This is a genomic window from Sporosarcina aquimarina, assembly GCF_033253705.1.
GTDB lineage: Bacteria > Bacillota > Bacilli > Bacillales_A > Planococcaceae > Sporosarcina > Sporosarcina aquimarina.
Genome location: NZ_JAUBDH010000002.1, coordinates 401,128 through 418,486, shown reverse-complemented (window position 1 = coordinate 418,486; position 17,359 = coordinate 401,128). Strand labels below are relative to the sequence as shown.

The following is a 17,359-nucleotide window of genomic DNA, read 5'->3' as shown; positions in this document are numbered from 1 at the left end:
TTATGAAGCGATGATGAAAGGACTCAAAAAATGGCGTCTCTTTTCCTTATTGGCTGTACTGACTGTATTTCTAGCAGGATGCGGCCAGCAGGAACTATCCACGCTTCTACCAGCTGGTCAAGTTGGTAAAGATCAGTTTAAGCTACTGATGCTTTCTTCAGGTATCATGCTGTTCGTCATTCTTGTTGTAGTCGCAATTTATGTAGTAGCACTGATTCGTTTCAGACGTTCAAAACTTGGAGATGACTTCATACCTGAACAGGTTGAAGGCAGTCAGAAATTAGAGCTAATCTGGACAATCATTCCGATTATCCTCATTCTTATTCTTGCTGTCCCTACTGTGTATTACACATATAAACTTGGAGACGTAAAAGCAATGGAAGAAGTAGATGATAACGGGGATGCGAAACATTTAGTTGTTGACGTTACTGCTAAACTTTACTGGTGGGAATTCGAATACCCGGATCTAGGGATCGTAACAGCTCAAGAACTTGTTGTACCAACTAAGGAGAAAGTATTCTTCAACCTTAAAGCAGCAGATGTTAAGCACTCCTTCTGGATTCCTGCAATTGGCGGTAAGTTGGATACGAACGTAGAAAACTTGAATAAGTTTTACCTTACATTCGACCAAGAATCAGAAGGTCTTAAAGATGGCGTATTCTATGGTAAATGTGCGGAGCTCTGCGGACCATCTCACTCACTAATGGACTTCAAGGTAAAAACTTTACCACGTGATGAGTTTAACGCTTGGGCTAAAAACATGAAAGCGACTGCAGACAAAACCGCTGTTGCGAACGAAGATGGTAAAGAAGTGTTCGAAGCAAGCTGTATCGGCTGTCACGCAACTTCTGGTGCAGGTGAAGGTGGATCTCAAGGTCCGAACCTCGCAGCATTTGGAGATCGTAACCGTATCGCTGGTTTCTTGGAACACGATGAAGAGAAGTTAAAAGAATGGATTAAGAATCCACAAAAAATTAAACCAGGCAACACAATGCCTTCTTTCGAAGATCAGCTGTCTGATCAAGAATTGAATGACTTAGCTGAATACTTACTTGGCTTGTCTGTTGAGCAGTAATTCGTAATGCGATATTGAAGAGGAGGTAAAACAACGTGAGTTCTGTTGCTCAAAAAAGAGGATTCGGCGCAGCACTGTGGGATTGGATGACCACTGTCGACCATAAAAAGATCGGAATTCTGTATCTCATTGGCGGCGGTTTCTTCTTCGTCGTTGGTGGTATTGAAGCGATGATTATTCGTCTCCAGCTGTTAAAGCCGAACAATGACCTAGTTAGTGCAGGTCTTTTCAATGATTTAATCACGATGCATGGTACAACGATGATTTTCCTTGCAGCCATGCCGATATTATTTGGCTTTATGAACTATATTATGCCATTACAAATTGGAGCGCGTGACGTTGCGTTCCCGTTCATTAACTCGTTAGGTTTCTGGATGTTCTTCTTCGGAGGATTATTCCTAAACATTTCATGGTTAATTGGACAGGTTCCTGATGCAGGATGGACTTCATATGCATCACTATCACTTGCTTCCACTGGACATGGTATTGACTTCTACGCGATAGGACTTCAAATCGCGGGTGGTGGTACGCTGATGGCCGGGATTAACTTCCTCGTAACCATTATTAATATGCGTGCGCCGGGTATGACGTATATGAGAATGCCATTGTTCACTTGGACGACTTTTGTCGCTTCAGCAATGATTCTTTTCGCATTCCCGCCACTTACAGTTGGTTTGTTCTTCCTAACGTTTGACCGTATGTTCGGCGGTAACTTCTTCGATCATACGATGGGTGGAAATACAATTATCTGGGAGCATATTTTCTGGATATTTGGTCACCCTGAAGTATATATCCTGATCTTACCGGCATTCGGTATTTTCTCTGAGATCTTCTCAATTTTCTCTCGTAAGCGCCTATTTGGATATCCAGCGATGGTATTTGCGACGGTATTGATTGGATTCTTAGGATTCATGGTTTGGGCTCACCACATGTTCACAGTAGGTCTTGGACCAACAGCGAACGCCATCTTCGCAGTAGCGACGATGGCCATTGCAGTACCGACAGGTGTTAAAATCTTTAACTGGTTGCTCACTATTTGGGGCGGTAGTATTAGCATGACAACGCCAATGTTATATGCACTTGGTTTCATTCCTTCATTCGTAATGGGTGGAGTTACAGGTGTTATGCAGGGTGCAGCACCACTTGACTATCAGTTGCATGATAGTTACTTCATTGTTGCTCACTTCCACTACGTTATTGTTGGTGGCGTTGTACTTGCGATTTTAGCAGGTGTACATCTTTACTGGCCTAAAATGTTTGGAACGATGCTTAGTGAAACACTTGGTAAAATTACATTTGTATTCTTCTTTGTTGGGTTCCACTGTACATTCCTTATCCAGCACTGGCTCGGATTCTGGGGAATGCCACGTCGTGTTTGGACATATATGGACGGGCAGGGCTGGAACACAGCGAACTTAATCAGTTCGATTGGTGCGCTTCTTATGGCAATCGGAGTTATCGTATTGGTTATCAATATCATTATGACAACTGTTAAAAACGTACGTGTAGGTAACGACCCTTGGGGAGACGGACGTACACTTGAATGGGCGATTCCTTCACCGCCGCCATTCTATAACTTTACTCAAACGCCACTTGTACGTGGTCTTGATACAGTTTATATTGAAAAAATGGAGGGTAACACAACAATGCTTACACCAGCAGAACCTGTTCAAGACATCCACATGCCGAATGGTTCAATCATTCCGTTCTTTATGACATTTGGTTTGTTCATCGCTGGTTTCGGTGCAATGTTCCACCAAGAAACTTCTTGGGGATTGCCATTACTGATCTTTGGTCTTGCTTGGATATTCGTGTCGATGGCGATGCGTTCAGTGAAAGATGATCTTGGTTTCTATGTAACGAAAGAAGAAATTCAGCGTGATATTGACAATGCTCGTAAAGGGGGTCGTAACTGATGGATTTGAATAAAAAATTCACTCCAGAAACTTGGCCTGAACATCCTGAGCGTGCGACTCTTGAAGCCAAGAATAAGTTTGTTGGTTTCTGGCTCTTCCTTGGCGGAGAGACAATTTTGTTCGCAACATTGTTTGCAACCTACATGGCTCTTAAGAATAAGGGGCCAAGTGGTTTTGGATTCTCAACACAAGAGCTTTATCAATTGCCACTCGTATTCGTGATGACGTTATTGCTATTAACATCATCTCTTACAAGTGTGTATGCAATGCACCACATGAAGAACTACAACTTCAAGAAAATGCAGCTATGGCTTGCGATAACTGCAATTTTAGGACTTTGTTTCCTAGGGCTTGAAGTATATGAGTTCTCTCACTATGTTAAAGAAGGTTTTACATTTGGAAATAGTGCATTTAGTTCAGCGTTCTTTACATTGGTTGGAACGCATGGTTTCCACGTAGCAATCGGATTGGTTTGGGTTACACTTCTAATCTTCCGTAATGCAAAACGCGGACTTAACCTGTATAATGCAACTAAATACTATACTTTCTCACTTTACTGGCACTTCATTGACGTCGTATGGGTATTCATCTTTACGGTAGTATACTTGATGGGAGTGATCGGATAACATGGCTGAAATCGAAATGTATAAAAGATCACCGATTGAGCAAGATTTATTTGTCCGTCGCTCAAAAGAAACAATGCGCGGCCAAGTGATGATGTTCTCGCTGATGATCTTTATGACCATCTGTTCATTTACATTCGTCGTAGCTTTCCAGCAAGGAGTAGAAGGATTTACTAAGTATATGGTAATCCCTGTTCTGTTCCTGTTTGCAGCAGTTCAAGTAGCACTTCAACTTTATTATTTCATGCACATGAAAGATAAAGGACACGGTGTACCACAAATGTTTATGTTTACAGGAGCTGTGTTTGCATTCCTGATTCCACTGACTTTCGTTACAATTGTTTGGTGGTAAAATTTTAGAAAGCCTCTGACTTTGGCCAATTGCCATTGTCAGAGGTTTTTCTTTTCACGATGTCAAGGAACGTTCATTGTTTTAGACATAGAAACGATCTATAATAAGTAGAGAACTTATAAAAGGAGCTGGGGCACTTGCCGTTAAGTATATTTGGCTTTCGCGCGTTATGGAGCCCGTACTTTTTCTTATCTCTTGTCGTGTTGACTATCCTTTACTTTTTACTGACTAAAAAGTGGAGGTCGAAATTTGAAGGGACTGAGCCCGTTACAACAAAGCAAACTGCGTTGTTCATCTCTGCTGTTGTGCTGTTATATATTGTAAAAGGGTCTCCGATGGACTTAATGGGTCATATTTTGTTCTCGGTCCACATGGCGCAAATGGCAATTTTATTGTTGATGATTGCTCCGCTATTCATCATGGGAGTACCGAACTTTATATGGAAGAAAATCTTCAGCTATCCTAAATTAGCTGCAGTGATTCACTTCTTTACAAAGCCTGTCATCAGTTTAATGTTATTTACACTTATGTTTTCCATGAACCACTATCCGTTGGTGTTGGATACGATTAAACTTAGTTTTACATTGCACACGTTATTTACATTGACATTGTTTTTGTCTGCTTTGTTCTTATGGTGGCCAATATTTAACACACTGCCCGGTGAACCGCAATTACATGGGTTGAAAAAGATTGGCTATGTAATTCTAAGTGCTATTTTGCTGACTCCCGCATGCTCATTGATCATCTTTGCGGATGTCCCAGTATACGCAACGTATGCGAGTGGAGAAGCGTGGCTTCAAGCGATGGCTCTTTGTGTTCCGGCGGGGACTTTATCCGGATTGTCCATTTCTGGTCCGGAGTTATTTACAAATATGCCTGCAGTTTATGACCAGCAGCTTGGCGGAATCATTATGAAAGTGATGCAAGAGCTATTGTATGTGTTCATAATCGGTAAAATTTTCATTACTTGGTACCGTGATGAGCAAAACAATGCCGATGAGATCACTCGACAAGATCTGATCAATCGTAAAAATCTTTCTGTACACGGGTAATTCGATACCTGAATAGAAATGGAGAACTAGCATGAATTTACCAATTCTACCGACGTTGAGTACTTTGCTCATCATTATATCCGGAGTCTTAGTGGTGATTGGATGGATATTGATACGTCATGAGCGTAAAGAGGCACACAAGAAAGTGATGATTGCCGCGTCCATTTCAGCGCTTCTGTTTTTAGTGATTTACCTATCAAGGACAGCGATCCTTGGGAATACCTCATTTGGCGGACCTGACAATATTAAGATTTACTATACAATTTTCTTGATATTCCATATATGCTTAGCGACTTTCGGAGCGTTTCTAGGTGTTCTGTCGCTTGTGTCGGGCTTTAAGGATAACTTACCTAGGCACAGACGTCTCGGACCTGTAACGAGCACGGTGTGGGTTTTTGCGGCACTTACAGGTGTTGTGGTGTACTTGCTTCTTTACGTTTTTTATACAGGCGGCGAAACTACATCGATGCTTAAAGCGATATTAGGATTTTAACAAAAACACGCATGCCCCACTTTAGGGGACATGCGTGTTTTTGTATCGATTTTCATCAAGTTAAATTTTATAGTTGAGCTTGATGATTCCTGCTTCAATTGCTGTGGTAAACAGAATGACTACCATTGGCCCTATGAAGAAACCAAGAACTCCAAATAGCTTTAATCCGATAAACATCCCGATTAACGTCGGAAGAGGAGACAAGCCGATTTGTGAACCCATCACTTTCGGTTCAACAGTTCGACGGATGATTAATAACACTGCTGCTAAAATAGAAAGTTTCGTCCCCATAGCGACATCACCACTGACAAACTCATACAGAGCCCATGGTGCCAACACAATAATCGATCCCAAAATAGGGATTACATCGATAATCCAGATAATGATAGCCATCACCACTGCATACTTTGGAACAATGAGTAGTAGTCCAACGAAAGCAACGGCTAAGATGATGAAACTTACAAGCAATTGCGCTTTTAAAAAGCCTTTCACAGTAGCGTTCAATTTCGTAGTCATATATTTGACCTTTTCTGCGGTCCGATCAGTGAATCGGTTATAGACTCTTTGTTTCAGTTGTGGAAGTTCTAGCATGAATAAGAACAGCGCAATTAAGAAGACGATAAAACTCACGAGGAAATTCGGAATTTCAGAAGCGAGAGCAATAATCTTTTCATAGCTCAACAGTTCAAGAAGAGAATCTTTGAAAGAGGTGAGCGCAGCTGTCAGCTGTTCTTGTGTAGCAGAAACAATATCTGAAGGAAGTCCAGATGTATACGTAAATACTTTTTCTTGCACGTCGATCCAAGCAATTGAAAGAGTGTTTAAGTAATCCGGAGCATCTTTGGTGAATTGAATGATTCGGCCAATTAAAGATGTGACGGAAAAATAAACACCGCCAGCAACGATTAAGACGACGAAGATGAATACCGAGATTACAGAAAGTTTTCGTTTCCATTTGAAACGGTGCTCCACTAGTTTGACGAGTGGATCAATAATCAGCGCTGTCAACAATGCTAATATTAGCGGTATGGAAACCGGGAGTATGAAAAATAAAGCGGCAACTGCGATAACTACAGTTACGATGATAATCAAAGTCTTTTTTGTTAACCGTTTTGTCACCCGGCATTCCCCCAAATGGTGTATTATTTCTATTATAGCCAAAACAAATGTAAATGCATATAAAAAACCGGGGAACAAAATATTCCCCGGTTTCCGACAATTATTTTAAGTTGAAAGTTTGCAGGTCCTTTACTAGCGCCGCCAATGTTTTTTTACTATCATTGACTACAAAAGCAGGATAAAATTCGTCCTCGCCATATTCAACACCGTGTGGATAATAGTGTTTCCCGAGTTGAGGAGTGATGAATTCAACGACGCCTTCATCTTTGCCGACGTCCCCAGGAGTAATCCCGTAGACACGAAGATAGTATACACCATCGCTGACAGTATACTTTTTGTCGAATGTCATACGCTCGTAGTCCCATTGTCCAGCAAGAACCAAATCATGCTTTTTAACGAGTTCTTCAAGAGTTCGGATATCTACAGCGATCTCTTCAATACCAGTGTTTATAAAGTCCATTGATCAATTTCCTCCTTATATAACCATCAATCGATTGCTATTCGTTTATAATCATAGAACAAATAGAAGTCGGTTGCAATGGCAACATTGTGTCCGAGATGGATAACAACGTATTCAAGAAGAAAATGATGAAATTACTAGTCAAATCACGATATTGCATAGAGAAACAAGTGGGGAATATATATAGAAAGAAGGTGTGGGGGAAGTGAAACGGTTATGGAAAGTACTTTTAGTCTTATTGGTTGTTATTCTAACGTTTTACTTTTGGGATGATGGCATTCGCGAAAATGATCCATTGGAATCACCTGTCAAGCCAGGGACTGCTATTAGTGGGGGAGAATCCCCTATACAACAAGGAGTCACTGATGCAAAAAGACCTGAAAAAGGGATTTCTACACTTGTAGGAAAATCTTCTGAAAAGTTAAGTGAAAAGTTTGGGAAACCTGACCGAGTAGATCTCTCCGTGTTCGGTTTCGAGTGGTGGATTTATGAGACGAATCCCATGTTAATGGCAGGAGTTGCTGACGGTGTTGTCAACCAAATTTATAGTCCTGATCGTGAAGTAGATGTCTATCCATATATCAATGGTCAAAGCAGCCAAGACATTTACCGGAGTACGATTATTGAATCAGAATTGGAAGTAGTGGTAGGAGATAACCAATATACATTCGTACTCAATGGCGATGATATTAAAAATAAGATGCTCATTCAATCAGATGGACTGTTCACTCAATTGTATATGGATGAAAAAGGTGAAGAGTTAGAAGGGGTGCGTTTCATCGAACCAATGACACTAGTTATGCAGCAGCCTTATGATTTGTTTTACAAGGGTGAGCTGGTTGAAGTGAAAAAACCTTCATCGGAGGACCAGTTTGCCGTTGATCGTGCTCTGGAGCGTCAAATACTCGATATTACGAATATATATCGAACAAATCATAGTGTGAATAAATTAAAGAAAGACTACGGTCTGCAAGTCGTCGCACGAGAACATAGTAAAGAAATGGCGCTGCAGAATTATTTTTCTCAAGATTCACCCACGTCAGGTACTCTCGCAGATCGTTTAAAAACTGCCAATATTGAAGTCAAAAAAGCAGGAGAAAACATAGCGTTGAATTATACCGATGCTATTGAAGCGGTTCATGGCTGGTTAAACTCTCCTGCACACCAAGAAGTATTGCTGGACAAAAATTTCACTCATATTGGTACGGGTGTCTATGGTAACTATTATACCCAAAATTTAATACAAGAAGTAGAGAAGCCAACACCTTAACGTGAAATCATTCAGTAGATGGGATGATCCACGTACCTTCTTCGCTGACGGCAATTCCTTTGACGCATAAGGGGATTGCTGTTTTTTTTGCATAAAGTGCAGCCCGTTTTTGAATGACAGGACGGTCACAGTCAAGTAACGGAATGAATTCATCAATTGTCAGCGAATCGTATTTTACCGCATCTTCAACAACGTTCGGATCGGCAGACATAACCCCAGGAACGTCTTTAAAAAATTCCACGCAAGACGCACCAAGGCTGCTCCCCAGTACAATCGCCGTTAAATCACTTCCTCCGCGTCCAAGTGTCATGTAATCGCCTGTAGTATTCATTCCTTGAAATCCAGGGACGATCAGACATTGCTGTGTTTGAAGTGCTTTATCAATATAGCTTGTCTCGACACGATGGATAGTTGCATTTCCAAAAGTACCCGTTGTTTGTAAACCAGAGTTATTACTGTGCATCACTTTGTTTTGAATGCCAAGTTTAGCTAGCTCCGCACTTAGTACTGCTGATGCGATCAGTTCACCGCATGATGCTGCAAGATCCCATGCAGCCGTACCTACTTCAAAGTCAGGGGTAATGGTGAGAAGCCGATCTGTAGAATAAGGGCTTTCTTCACGGCCTATTGCAGAGACAACGACGATTACCTGATTGTGTACATTCAGTCCATCTTGAATTCTTTCAATACATAAGCGACGCATCGTACGATCTCTCATCGCAGCGCCGCCAAATTTTTGAATTATCATATCGTCTCCCAACTTTCTTCGTGACATTCACACGAATCGTTTCATACGCTGAAGTATGTTCATCCTTACTATATTCCTTGAAAAGAAAAACGTTCGGGAAGGAGACACGGGTTTGTACCTAATTGAATTGCTAAAAGATTGGCCATGTACGATAAGTGGGAATTGGAGAGATATTGAGATTAATGCAGTGACAGAGCATCCAAAGCGGGTTACAAAAGGAAGTTTGTTTGTCGCTAGAAAAGGTGCCCGCCATGATGGATTGGATTCCATTGAAGAAGGAATTCACAATGGTGCAGCTGCAATTGTAGTGGACAGAATTGTACCGAAAGAGCAGGTTTCGAATTGGGTCAGTCGTGGAGTTGCAGTTGTAACTGTCCCTGAGTGCAAACAATTTTTGTCTTATAGTTGTGCACAACTTGCGGGAAGCCCAGCAGAAGAACTTACAATTATTTCGGTAACAGGAACAAACGGAAAGACTACAGTTACGCATTTCGTCGGTCAATTACTTGCAAACTTTGGTGTTAAAGCAGCAGTAATTGGAACTACGGGCTGCTATATTAATGGAGAGAAACTAGATGTGGAAACACCATCGCTTACTACATTGACTGCGGAGTATTTGCACCCTTTATTAAAGACATGTCTCGAAAGAGGAGTCACCCACGTGGCGCTTGAAGCGTCCTCCCTAGGGCTGGAAATGGAGCGCCTCGCTCACTGCAGGGCAGCTGTTGGCGTGTTCTTAAATATTGGGGTCGATCATTTCGAAGAACATGGCGGAAGGGACAATTATTTAAATGCTAAAAAGAAACTATGTGAACTATCCGACCAAATTCTTGTGAATCGTGAAGATGCGGAATGCATGAAACTTGTTGCAGATGCGAATGTGCCTGTCCATGAATTTGGAAGAAAAGTTGCGGGCCGGTTTATGCCTAGCGAAAATCTGATAGCGACACTTCCTCCTGGAGAGCATAATCGTTTAAATGCAATGGCTGCTGCAGCGGCAGTTTGTCTACTCGGTTTTCCGGAGAGACACGTATTTTCGATGTTTTCAGAGCTGCGTTTGCCTGAAGGCAGAATGCAGCTGGCGGAGCAGGCTGGACGCCAAGTTTTTGTGGATTACGCTCATACTCCGGATGCGCTAGAAGTTGTTTTACAAGCATTGACATCGTTAAAAAAGAAACAGCTTATCTGTGTATTCGGCTGTGGCGGAGAACGTGACAAAGACAAAAGACCCATTATGGGCGAGGTAGCAGAGAATTATTGTGATAAGATTTATGTAACCTCTGACAACCCTCGGAATGAAAATCCGGATCACATCATTCAAGACATCGTAAGCGGAATGAAGAATTCTTCAGCTGTCATCATAGAAACTGACAGAAAGCGTGCGATACAACAGGCGATCGAATTAAGTGAGCCTCAAGACATTGTTCTGATTGCAGGAAAAGGACATGAAACATCTCAACTCGTGTCTGGCAAAGAAACCGTTTTGTCTGATTTTAAAGAAGTAATGGCAGCTCTCAATCAGTTAGGAACGGTGAAGTAGTTTTCAAGTGATGCGCTTACTCCCTCTATTTGGTATAATAAGTGTGAATGGAGGGAAACCACTTATGATGATAACCGATGAATGGCTTACCATCATCGAGCATACAGATGAATTAGCAGAGATGATTATGACATCCGATGTTCTGTTAGACTACCGTTCTGCTCATCAGCAAGTTTATAGCGATCCGGATTTGGTAAAACAGATTCGAGACTTCTCGGAGTTGAAAGAACGCTATGAAGAGGTACAACGATTTGGAAAATACCATCCGGATTACAATAGAGTAATGAAATCGATTCGACTCGACAAACGAGCATTAGATATGAATGAGAAAGTAGCTGCACTGCGTTTGTCAGAAAATGATGTACAATATTTGCTGGATGAAATCAGCGCAGGTATCGCACATTCTGTATCTGAATCGGTGAAGTTGCCGACAGACAATACATTCGTAACGGATTCTTCATGTGGAGGAAGTTGCGGCACTGGCGGAGGCTGTTCGTGTTCGGCGTAACGAATAGTGCTTCACCGCAAATACAAAAAAGCAGAGGGCGAATGTTTCGCAGCCTCTGCTTTTTTTATTGTTCGTGTAACGTATCCAATTGACTCATAACTGTCTCCGGTGTATCCGTTATGAACCCTGCAGCACCAGCATGTGCGAGCTTCAACACATCGTCAAATTCTGCATGATCAATGTATACCGAAACGTTCAGTTTCTTGAGAAATTGGATGAAGCCAACACTTGCTGGCTGGAATGGTCCAATCCTATCGGACAACACAAAAAGATCTGTGCGCGGGTTGTAAAGATGACCGAAGCGGCTAGAATAAGCTGCATATGCTTGTTTCATCTCTTCTGCGCCAGCTCCGACCGCTGCGAGATGTTGTGTATATAAGTTAAAGCGATCAACCTGCTCATCATAATGACTAATGACTGCGACTTGGTTTTGTGCATTACATTCTTCAAGTAACTTCCAAAGTTTTGAAGGCATTAAGCTCCCCTCATACGTATCAGGAGAATCTACAATTCTAATGAGGAATAGCAGGTGGGGATAGCGCTCCAACATATCTTTTAATAAGCAGCGGGCTGATTCTGACAAGGTGCTGTCTGTCAGAATAATCTCCTCATCAGCTGTAAGTCTTACGTTCATCGCTAGACCTTGTACACCAAGTGCGGCAGCTTCTGCTGCTTGTTTAACAGTTGTTGAACCGGAAAGTTGTTGGATTACAATGGGACCTTCAAAGTGAAGTGCTTCCTTACTAGGCCGGGCCGTTGGACGGATAATTGCTTTGGAAGCAGCCCAGGCTGCAGCACCTGCGGCACCTACGGACAGTGCAACTTTTGTTTTTCTTCCCACTTCTAATTCCTCCTCTGTTAAATCCTTTGAATTCATTATAAGACAAATTGGATGAACTGTCAGTAAAGTCTGGTTGCGGCTTTTTTAAAACTTATGGTATTGTTAGGGATAGAAAAGAGGGATACTATTGGTAGATCGTCAAGGAGTTATCATTTATCTCCATCATTTGAAACAGGCGAAATCGTTTCGTAAATACGGACACGTTCACTATATATCACGTCGTATGAAGTATGTAGTCCTCTATTGCAGTCAAAGCGATGTCGAGGACGTCATTCGCAAAGTGGAACGGCTTTCATCAGTAAAAAAAGCAATCCCATCTTACCGGCCGTTTGTACGCACAGAATACGAGAATGCACGTCCTGACAAAGCGAAGGAATATGATTACAAAACCGGTCTATAAGGATCGTCAAGAGGCGGCAGTAAATGGTTAAGGCGTAATATGCCAGTCAAGTATTGATAGAATAACTTCGTTTCTGGAAATTCTGAGGAATGCTTAATGTCTACTGGGACTGGCTTGCTGTCAACACTGGCTGCAGCCTCTTCGAATACTTGTTGCCGTTTTGAAATACTGCCTTCTCTGGATGGAATGCCTTCACGACAGATATAGATAGGGAACAGCCCGCCTTCACCTGCTGGAGCAAAAGAGGCTGCAAGTGAAACAACCCGTTTCCCATCCGGTGTTGTTGAGGTAAATAAAAATGTTCGTTTTAGTCTAGAAGAATTGGCGGATATCAGTTCGCATAGTTCATAAATATCTGAGTACCCTTCACCAAGCTCGATGAATCGTTGTTGTCGCATGACAGAACCACACCTTTCAAAAAGTATAATTCATATCATAGCACGCGTGCACATTGTTTGCAGAATGGTTTGAAGGGTTGACAAAAGGAGTTACAAAAATGAGAGTTATTGCTGGAACGAGAAGAGGAATTCCTTTAAAGTCGATTACTGGTACAGATACTCGTCCTACATCAGACAAAGTAAAAGAAGCGTTGTTTAGTAAAATCGGCCAATTTTTTGATGGAGGCACTGCTGTTGAATTATTTGGCGGAAGCGGTTCTTTGTCATTGGAAGCGCTCTCTCGAGGTGCAGAACACGCATGGATTTTTGAAAGGAATCCTAAAGCAATTGCTGTTATTAAAGCTAACGCTGAGAAGTGTAAGTTTGTGAACGAACTTCAAATTATTCGAGGGGATGCTCGCTCTGCAGCTGCTAAACTTAGTAAAGAGGGCATCCAAGCAGACTTGCTTTTTCTAGATCCTCCCTATGCAAAAAAAGAATTTTACGACATTGCAGCTCAATTCGCCGACGAAGGCTTATTGACGGACCGCGCGATAATTGTTTGCGAGCATGACAAGCAGCTTACACTTCCCCTTTCATATGGCAGTTTTGAGTCAACAGGAACCACTGTTTACGGTGGAAGTGCAATTACAATTTATAAGAAATGAGGTTCTGAAATGTCTAAAGTGGCAGTTGTGCCAGGAAGCTTTGATCCACTGACGAATGGTCATTTGGATATCATTAAGCGCGCAGTAAAAATCTTTGACGAAGTTCATGTAGTGGTGATGAATAACTCGTCTAAGAATCCATTATTCTCAGTAGAAGAACGTCAGCAGCTTATTGCACAAGCCACTGCTGAGTATCCGTCTGTCAAGATTGACTCATCATCTGGTTTGCTGATTGACTACGCAAAAACCATTAATGCAGCTGCAATAGTTAGAGGGTTGCGTGCAGTATCGGATTTTGAGTATGAAATGCAAATTACATCTATGAACCGATTTTTAGATGAAGACATCGAAACGTTTTTTGTTATGACGAAGAACCAATATTCTTTTTTAAGTTCTAGTATTGTAAAAGAGGTTGCAAAATACGGCGGGGATGTTTCTGCACTTGTACCGGAAACTGTAAATAGAGCATTGAAGAAAATGTATACATAATAAGTGAGCTGTGCTGAGAAGTCGTGAACCATGACTTCCCGGTTCAGCTTTTTTTATACATCTGCCATTTTAAGGTTCCCATAAATTCAATAACCATAAATTTTCTTAAAGCAATATATATAGAAAAACGGGCACTGCAAGAACGCTCCAGATTCGACCAATCACATAAGGTTTCAGTGACAGTTCAGCTGAACGCGCAATGACAAAAACTTGCATATGGATGCTAAGGCCGTTTATGGATAGAATCGCAGCGATTAAATAAGGAAAGATAGGGGCACCATAAAAATGTAAGGCGGCGGATTGTACACCCGAGGTCATCTCAAATATCGACAAGACGAACGTTTTCACAATGCCCATTTCAACAGATGCAGCAGCTTGAATCACGTTTGTCAAAACGCTGCCTAGTGAAGAAAAGAAAACCACGGTGGTTGCCACTAAAATGATGATTGTAGAGCTTTCCTTAAATGCGTCCAGCAAAGGTGCAGAGCTGGGGTTCGTAATAGAACTATGCTTCCTCTCTCCATCAGGAGTACGCCGAGACGCCATCAATAGCAATACGAATAAGAAGAAGACAATATTAGCTGCGTGGATTGCGAAGAGTAATTTCCAACCGGACATAGAATCACCGAACAGCTCAAGACCAACATATCCGACGATGAACATAGGTCCTGGTGCATGACATGCAGCAAGCAGCAGGCTGCTTTCATATTTAGAAAGCTGTCCATTTTTTTTCATTTCACTTACTGTAACAGCTCCAACAGGAAATCCCCCAAACGAACCAAGCGTATACGCTTTTATATACCGCATCCAAGCTGGAGACGATTTCTCTGAAACAGGCAATTTTAAGAGCCACTGAGTTAAAATAATATAAGGAAGTAAATAAGGCAATAGCGCCTGCACAAATAACTTTACTCCTGTTTCTGCTCCATCGTGTGCAATACCTGGCTGTAAGATGAACAAAGCGATAAGTGACCAAATCATGATTACATTTATCATGCGTCTTGTGCAAGTACAGATTGCAATGAATTCACGCTTGCGTCTCCTTTCTCTCTTGTGTATTCAGTCCAAATAAAAATCATTGTGCCGTTCAATTTTCAAATGGTACACTTAACCATATGTTAAAGAGGTACAGGCTATTAATGGAGGTGCAGGTAAAATTACAATTAAACGAATCGGAATCACCGCAATTATTACGGTGCTCATTGCTCTTTTTATGGTCTATCCACTAGACAGCTATGTATCTCAACCAGGCGGAGCATATGAATTATCCCCGCTAGTGAAAGTTGAAAATGGAGATGAAGAAGACAAAGGAACTTTTAGTCTAATGACCATTTCAGTTGGCAAGGCGACACCAGCTACATATTTTTGGTCGAAGGTTTCAGATAAGATGAAACTCCTTCCGGCCAGCAAAGTCAGACGGCGAGGAGAGAATGATCAGGAATACAATATGCGTCAGCTGCGTTTAATGAGCGATTCCCAATTCAATGCAATTTCTGTTGCATTTGAAAAAGCGGGTAAGCCGGTAGAAATCGATTTTACGGGCATTTACATTCAACATGTGGTTGAGGGAAGTGCATCTGATGGTAAATTACAAGCAGGGGACCGTATTGTCGGAGTAGATGGCAAACCGCTGCTTGAGCCAGATCAGTTTGCCACTTACGTTGCAGACCAGCGTAAAGAGGATACGATTCAAGTAGAAGCAGAACGTGACGGGGAAAAGTTTGAAACGGACATCACTTTGAAAGAAATCCCTGAAACGGAAGGTAAGGTAGGACTCGGAATTCAATTTTTAGTGGATCGCTCGCTAAAAACGATTCCAAAGGTAAACTTTAATACTTCTGAAATAGGCGGACCGTCTGCAGGGTTAATGTTTACGCTGGAAATCATCAATCAGCTTGATACCAAAGACATTTCAAAAGGCTATACTGTTGCAGGAACAGGAGAGATGATGCCAGGCGGTACGGTTGGACGTATCGGAGGAATTGACTTTAAAGTGATGGCGGCAGATCGAGACGGAATGGAGATTTTCTTTGCACCGGATGATGAATTGCCGGAAGAAGTAAAGGCAGCGAATCCGGGTATTAAGAGTAACTACGAAGAAGCTGCTGAAACAGCAAAAAAAATAGGCACGAAGATGAAAATCGTGCCTGTTAAAACAGTAGATGACGCGTTGGAGTATTTAGACAAGTTGAAGCCTAAAAAGTGATATCAGAGCCGGATAGGCGGCGTCCGGAAATCAAGGCCGAGCGAAGGTGTTAAAGGATCGATACCAAGTGCATACAAATCAGATACAGTAGCAGAAAACGCTGCTGAAGCACTTTCGAAATTTGCAAGTCTGCTCACTACTGGCAGTTTCACTTCTTCTTTCTTCTCTTTTAAATACGCTTGGCCAAGTGGTGTCATTCCGAGCAGTCTTAAATGATCAGGATTTTGCATAACGTTCCGTTTTTCGTATGTAAAACCGGTATAGATATGTGTCAGCATTCGTTGAATACGAGTCCAAGTATATCGCTTAGATTTCACGATGCTCATGAAGTGCTGGAACGATTCAGCTTGTTTAGCTGCTTTGTAGAATAGATTTTCAATTCCTTCTTTAACATCTGCAATACGCGCCAGACGTTCTGGGCCATCTCTGAGAATTTGAAATCTTAACTGCGGATAAAATCGTTCCCAGCTGCCGAAATTGCCTCTCTGCTCAAGCCAGTGTTCAAGTTCATGAAAAGTTCGATTCGGCACATACTGTCGAATGTGTTCGGTATTTTGTGTTGTGAAAAACTCTTTACGAATTCCTGTGGCACTTGCGATTTTTGTATCTGGAGATACATCGTCATGATACCCTGCCCCGAGCCTCGGAAGTGTTGCTGGAGTCATTGTAGATTTTAGGGCTGCAGCAGATTCCATATAGTGAAATCCAAGAATGTTATTAGGCAGTGATAAATCCACAAACTTACTTGGATTCCCATCGGCTGGTTGTGTGATTGATGAATAGGCCTCGTTGAGTGCTTGGGGGTAACTTACTCCCTTTTGAACCGAACTTCGAATTGCGTCATCATAGTCCGCTTGGTAAGTGGAAATCCTATTTAACGTTTCGATAAATGAAGTGATGGACCCGTCCTCACTGCCGAAACAGTAGCTGTCGCATTGTGCTGCATCTAACAATTGAATAGCACTGGCTGCGAAAGCGGGAGCATTTGATGTTGCGCTGGCATATGGCAGCTCAAACACTAGATCCACGCCATTCTCCAATGCCATAGAAGTTCTTGTCCATTTATCTACGAGTGCAGGCTCACCTCTTTGAAGAAAGTTTCCGCTCATGACCGCAATTACCAAGTCAGATTCAGTTTGTGCTTTTGCAGCAGCCGCATGGTACAAGTGTCCATTATGAAACGGGTTGTATTCAACTACGATTCCTACAGCTTTCATGAAGC

At 42.0% G+C, this 17,359-nt stretch carries 20 protein-coding genes; 13 read left to right on the top strand and 7 right to left on the bottom strand.

Going from position 1 to position 17,359, the window contains the following annotated elements; translation table 11 throughout:
* Positions 1-10: 10 nt before the first annotated feature.
* From coxB to QT716_RS04705, 6 genes are all read left to right on the top strand, one after another.
* Positions 11-1,075: a cytochrome c oxidase subunit II gene (gene coxB / locus QT716_RS04730; protein WP_317934825.1), complete on the top strand. Its 1,065-nt coding sequence runs from the start codon at positions 11-13 to the stop codon at positions 1,073-1,075.
* Between the two features lie 35 nt (positions 1,076-1,110).
* The gene (locus tag QT716_RS04725; RefSeq protein ID WP_317934824.1) at positions 1,111-2,991 is read left to right on the top strand and encodes a cytochrome c oxidase subunit I; all 1,881 of its coding nucleotides are present in this window, start codon (positions 1,111-1,113) and stop codon (positions 2,989-2,991) included.
* The gene (locus QT716_RS04720; RefSeq protein WP_317934822.1) at positions 2,991-3,617 is read left to right on the top strand and encodes a cytochrome c oxidase subunit 3; all 627 of its coding nucleotides are present in this window, start codon (positions 2,991-2,993) and stop codon (positions 3,615-3,617) included. Before QT716_RS04725 ends, QT716_RS04720 begins: the two co-directional genes overlap by 1 nt.
* A gap of 1 nt (position 3,618) precedes the next feature.
* Positions 3,619-3,966 carry a cytochrome C oxidase subunit IV family protein gene (locus QT716_RS04715; protein ID WP_317934821.1) on the top strand — a complete coding sequence of 116 codons (348 nt, stop codon included), beginning with the start codon at positions 3,619-3,621 and terminating at the stop codon, positions 3,964-3,966.
* A gap of 137 nt (positions 3,967-4,103) precedes the next feature.
* Positions 4,104-5,018 carry a cytochrome c oxidase assembly factor CtaG gene (ctaG, locus tag QT716_RS04710; RefSeq protein WP_317934820.1) on the top strand — a complete coding sequence of 305 codons (915 nt, stop codon included), beginning with the start codon at positions 4,104-4,106 and terminating at the stop codon, positions 5,016-5,018.
* 31 nt (positions 5,019-5,049) lie between these two features.
* Positions 5,050-5,511, top strand: a complete 462-nt coding sequence (locus QT716_RS04705; RefSeq protein ID WP_317934819.1) for a DUF420 domain-containing protein — start codon at positions 5,050-5,052, stop codon at positions 5,509-5,511.
* Between the two features lie 60 nt (positions 5,512-5,571).
* Here QT716_RS04705 and ytvI read toward each other — a convergent pair whose 3' ends face one another.
* Complete coding sequence (ytvI, locus tag QT716_RS04700; protein WP_317934817.1) at positions 5,572-6,630, bottom strand: sporulation integral membrane protein YtvI; 1,059 nt, start codon at positions 6,628-6,630, stop codon at positions 5,572-5,574.
* Positions 6,631-6,730: 100 nt separating this feature from the next.
* Positions 6,731-7,090 (bottom strand): YugN family protein, encoded by a 360-nt coding sequence (locus QT716_RS04695; protein WP_317934815.1) that lies wholly within the window; start codon positions 7,088-7,090, stop codon positions 6,731-6,733.
* 205 nt (positions 7,091-7,295) lie between these two features.
* Here QT716_RS04695 and QT716_RS04690 point away from each other — a divergent pair, with 205 nt between their 5' ends.
* Positions 7,296-8,360 carry a CAP domain-containing protein gene (locus QT716_RS04690; protein ID WP_317934813.1) on the top strand — a complete coding sequence of 355 codons (1,065 nt, stop codon included), beginning with the start codon at positions 7,296-7,298 and terminating at the stop codon, positions 8,358-8,360.
* Positions 8,361-8,367: 7 nt separating this feature from the next.
* On the opposite strand, the gene QT716_RS04685 is transcribed toward QT716_RS04690, so the two are convergent.
* Positions 8,368-9,135 (bottom strand): amino acid kinase family protein, encoded by a 768-nt coding sequence (locus QT716_RS04685; protein ID WP_317934812.1) that lies wholly within the window; start codon positions 9,133-9,135, stop codon positions 8,368-8,370.
* Between the two features lie 85 nt (positions 9,136-9,220).
* Between QT716_RS04685 and QT716_RS04680 the strand changes: the two genes are divergently transcribed.
* On the top strand, positions 9,221-10,648 hold the full coding sequence (locus QT716_RS04680; protein WP_317934811.1) for a UDP-N-acetylmuramoyl-L-alanyl-D-glutamate--2,6-diaminopimelate ligase: 1,428 nt from the start codon (positions 9,221-9,223) through the stop codon (positions 10,646-10,648).
* 64 nt (positions 10,649-10,712) lie between these two features.
* Positions 10,713-11,156, top strand: coding sequence for a YlbF family regulator (locus QT716_RS04675; RefSeq protein ID WP_317934810.1), 444 nt, complete (start codon positions 10,713-10,715; stop codon positions 11,154-11,156).
* A 64-nt stretch (positions 11,157-11,220) separates the two neighbouring features.
* Here the strand turns inward: QT716_RS04675 and QT716_RS04670 are convergent, their stop codons facing one another.
* Positions 11,221-11,997 carry a PI-PLC domain-containing protein gene (locus QT716_RS04670; RefSeq protein WP_317934809.1) on the bottom strand — a complete coding sequence of 259 codons (777 nt, stop codon included), beginning with the start codon at positions 11,995-11,997 and terminating at the stop codon, positions 11,221-11,223.
* 127 nt (positions 11,998-12,124) lie between these two features.
* Here QT716_RS04670 and QT716_RS04665 point away from each other — a divergent pair, with 127 nt between their 5' ends.
* Positions 12,125-12,397, top strand: coding sequence for a YlbG family protein (locus QT716_RS04665; RefSeq protein WP_317934807.1), 273 nt, complete (start codon positions 12,125-12,127; stop codon positions 12,395-12,397).
* On the opposite strand, the gene QT716_RS04660 is transcribed toward QT716_RS04665, so the two are convergent.
* Positions 12,379-12,795 carry a DUF7147 family protein gene (locus tag QT716_RS04660; protein WP_317934805.1) on the bottom strand — a complete coding sequence of 139 codons (417 nt, stop codon included), beginning with the start codon at positions 12,793-12,795 and terminating at the stop codon, positions 12,379-12,381. The two genes, QT716_RS04665 and QT716_RS04660, sit on opposite strands and share 19 nt — an antisense overlap.
* A gap of 53 nt (positions 12,796-12,848) precedes the next feature.
* Here QT716_RS04660 and rsmD point away from each other — a divergent pair, with 53 nt between their 5' ends.
* Both rsmD and coaD read left to right on the top strand, forming a co-directional pair.
* A complete protein-coding gene (rsmD, locus tag QT716_RS04655; protein WP_317934803.1) occupies positions 12,849-13,442 on the top strand; it encodes a 16S rRNA (guanine(966)-N(2))-methyltransferase RsmD in 594 nt (197 codons plus the stop codon).
* A gap of 9 nt (positions 13,443-13,451) precedes the next feature.
* A complete protein-coding gene (gene coaD, locus QT716_RS04650) occupies positions 13,452-13,931 on the top strand; it encodes a pantetheine-phosphate adenylyltransferase (protein ID WP_317934801.1) in 480 nt (159 codons plus the stop codon).
* Positions 13,932-14,036: 105 nt separating this feature from the next.
* Here the strand turns inward: coaD and QT716_RS04645 are convergent, their stop codons facing one another.
* Positions 14,037-14,927 carry a hypothetical protein gene (locus QT716_RS04645; protein WP_317934800.1) on the bottom strand — a complete coding sequence of 297 codons (891 nt, stop codon included), beginning with the start codon at positions 14,925-14,927 and terminating at the stop codon, positions 14,037-14,039.
* 139 nt (positions 14,928-15,066) lie between these two features.
* Between QT716_RS04645 and QT716_RS04640 the strand changes: the two genes are divergently transcribed.
* The gene (locus QT716_RS04640) at positions 15,067-16,137 is read left to right on the top strand and encodes a SepM family pheromone-processing serine protease (RefSeq protein ID WP_317934956.1); all 1,071 of its coding nucleotides are present in this window, start codon (positions 15,067-15,069) and stop codon (positions 16,135-16,137) included.
* Positions 16,138-16,139: 2 nt separating this feature from the next.
* Here QT716_RS04640 and QT716_RS04635 read toward each other — a convergent pair whose 3' ends face one another.
* A complete protein-coding gene (locus tag QT716_RS04635; protein ID WP_317934799.1) occupies positions 16,140-17,354 on the bottom strand; it encodes a nucleotidyltransferase in 1,215 nt (404 codons plus the stop codon).
* Positions 17,355-17,359: the final 5 nt, after the last annotated feature.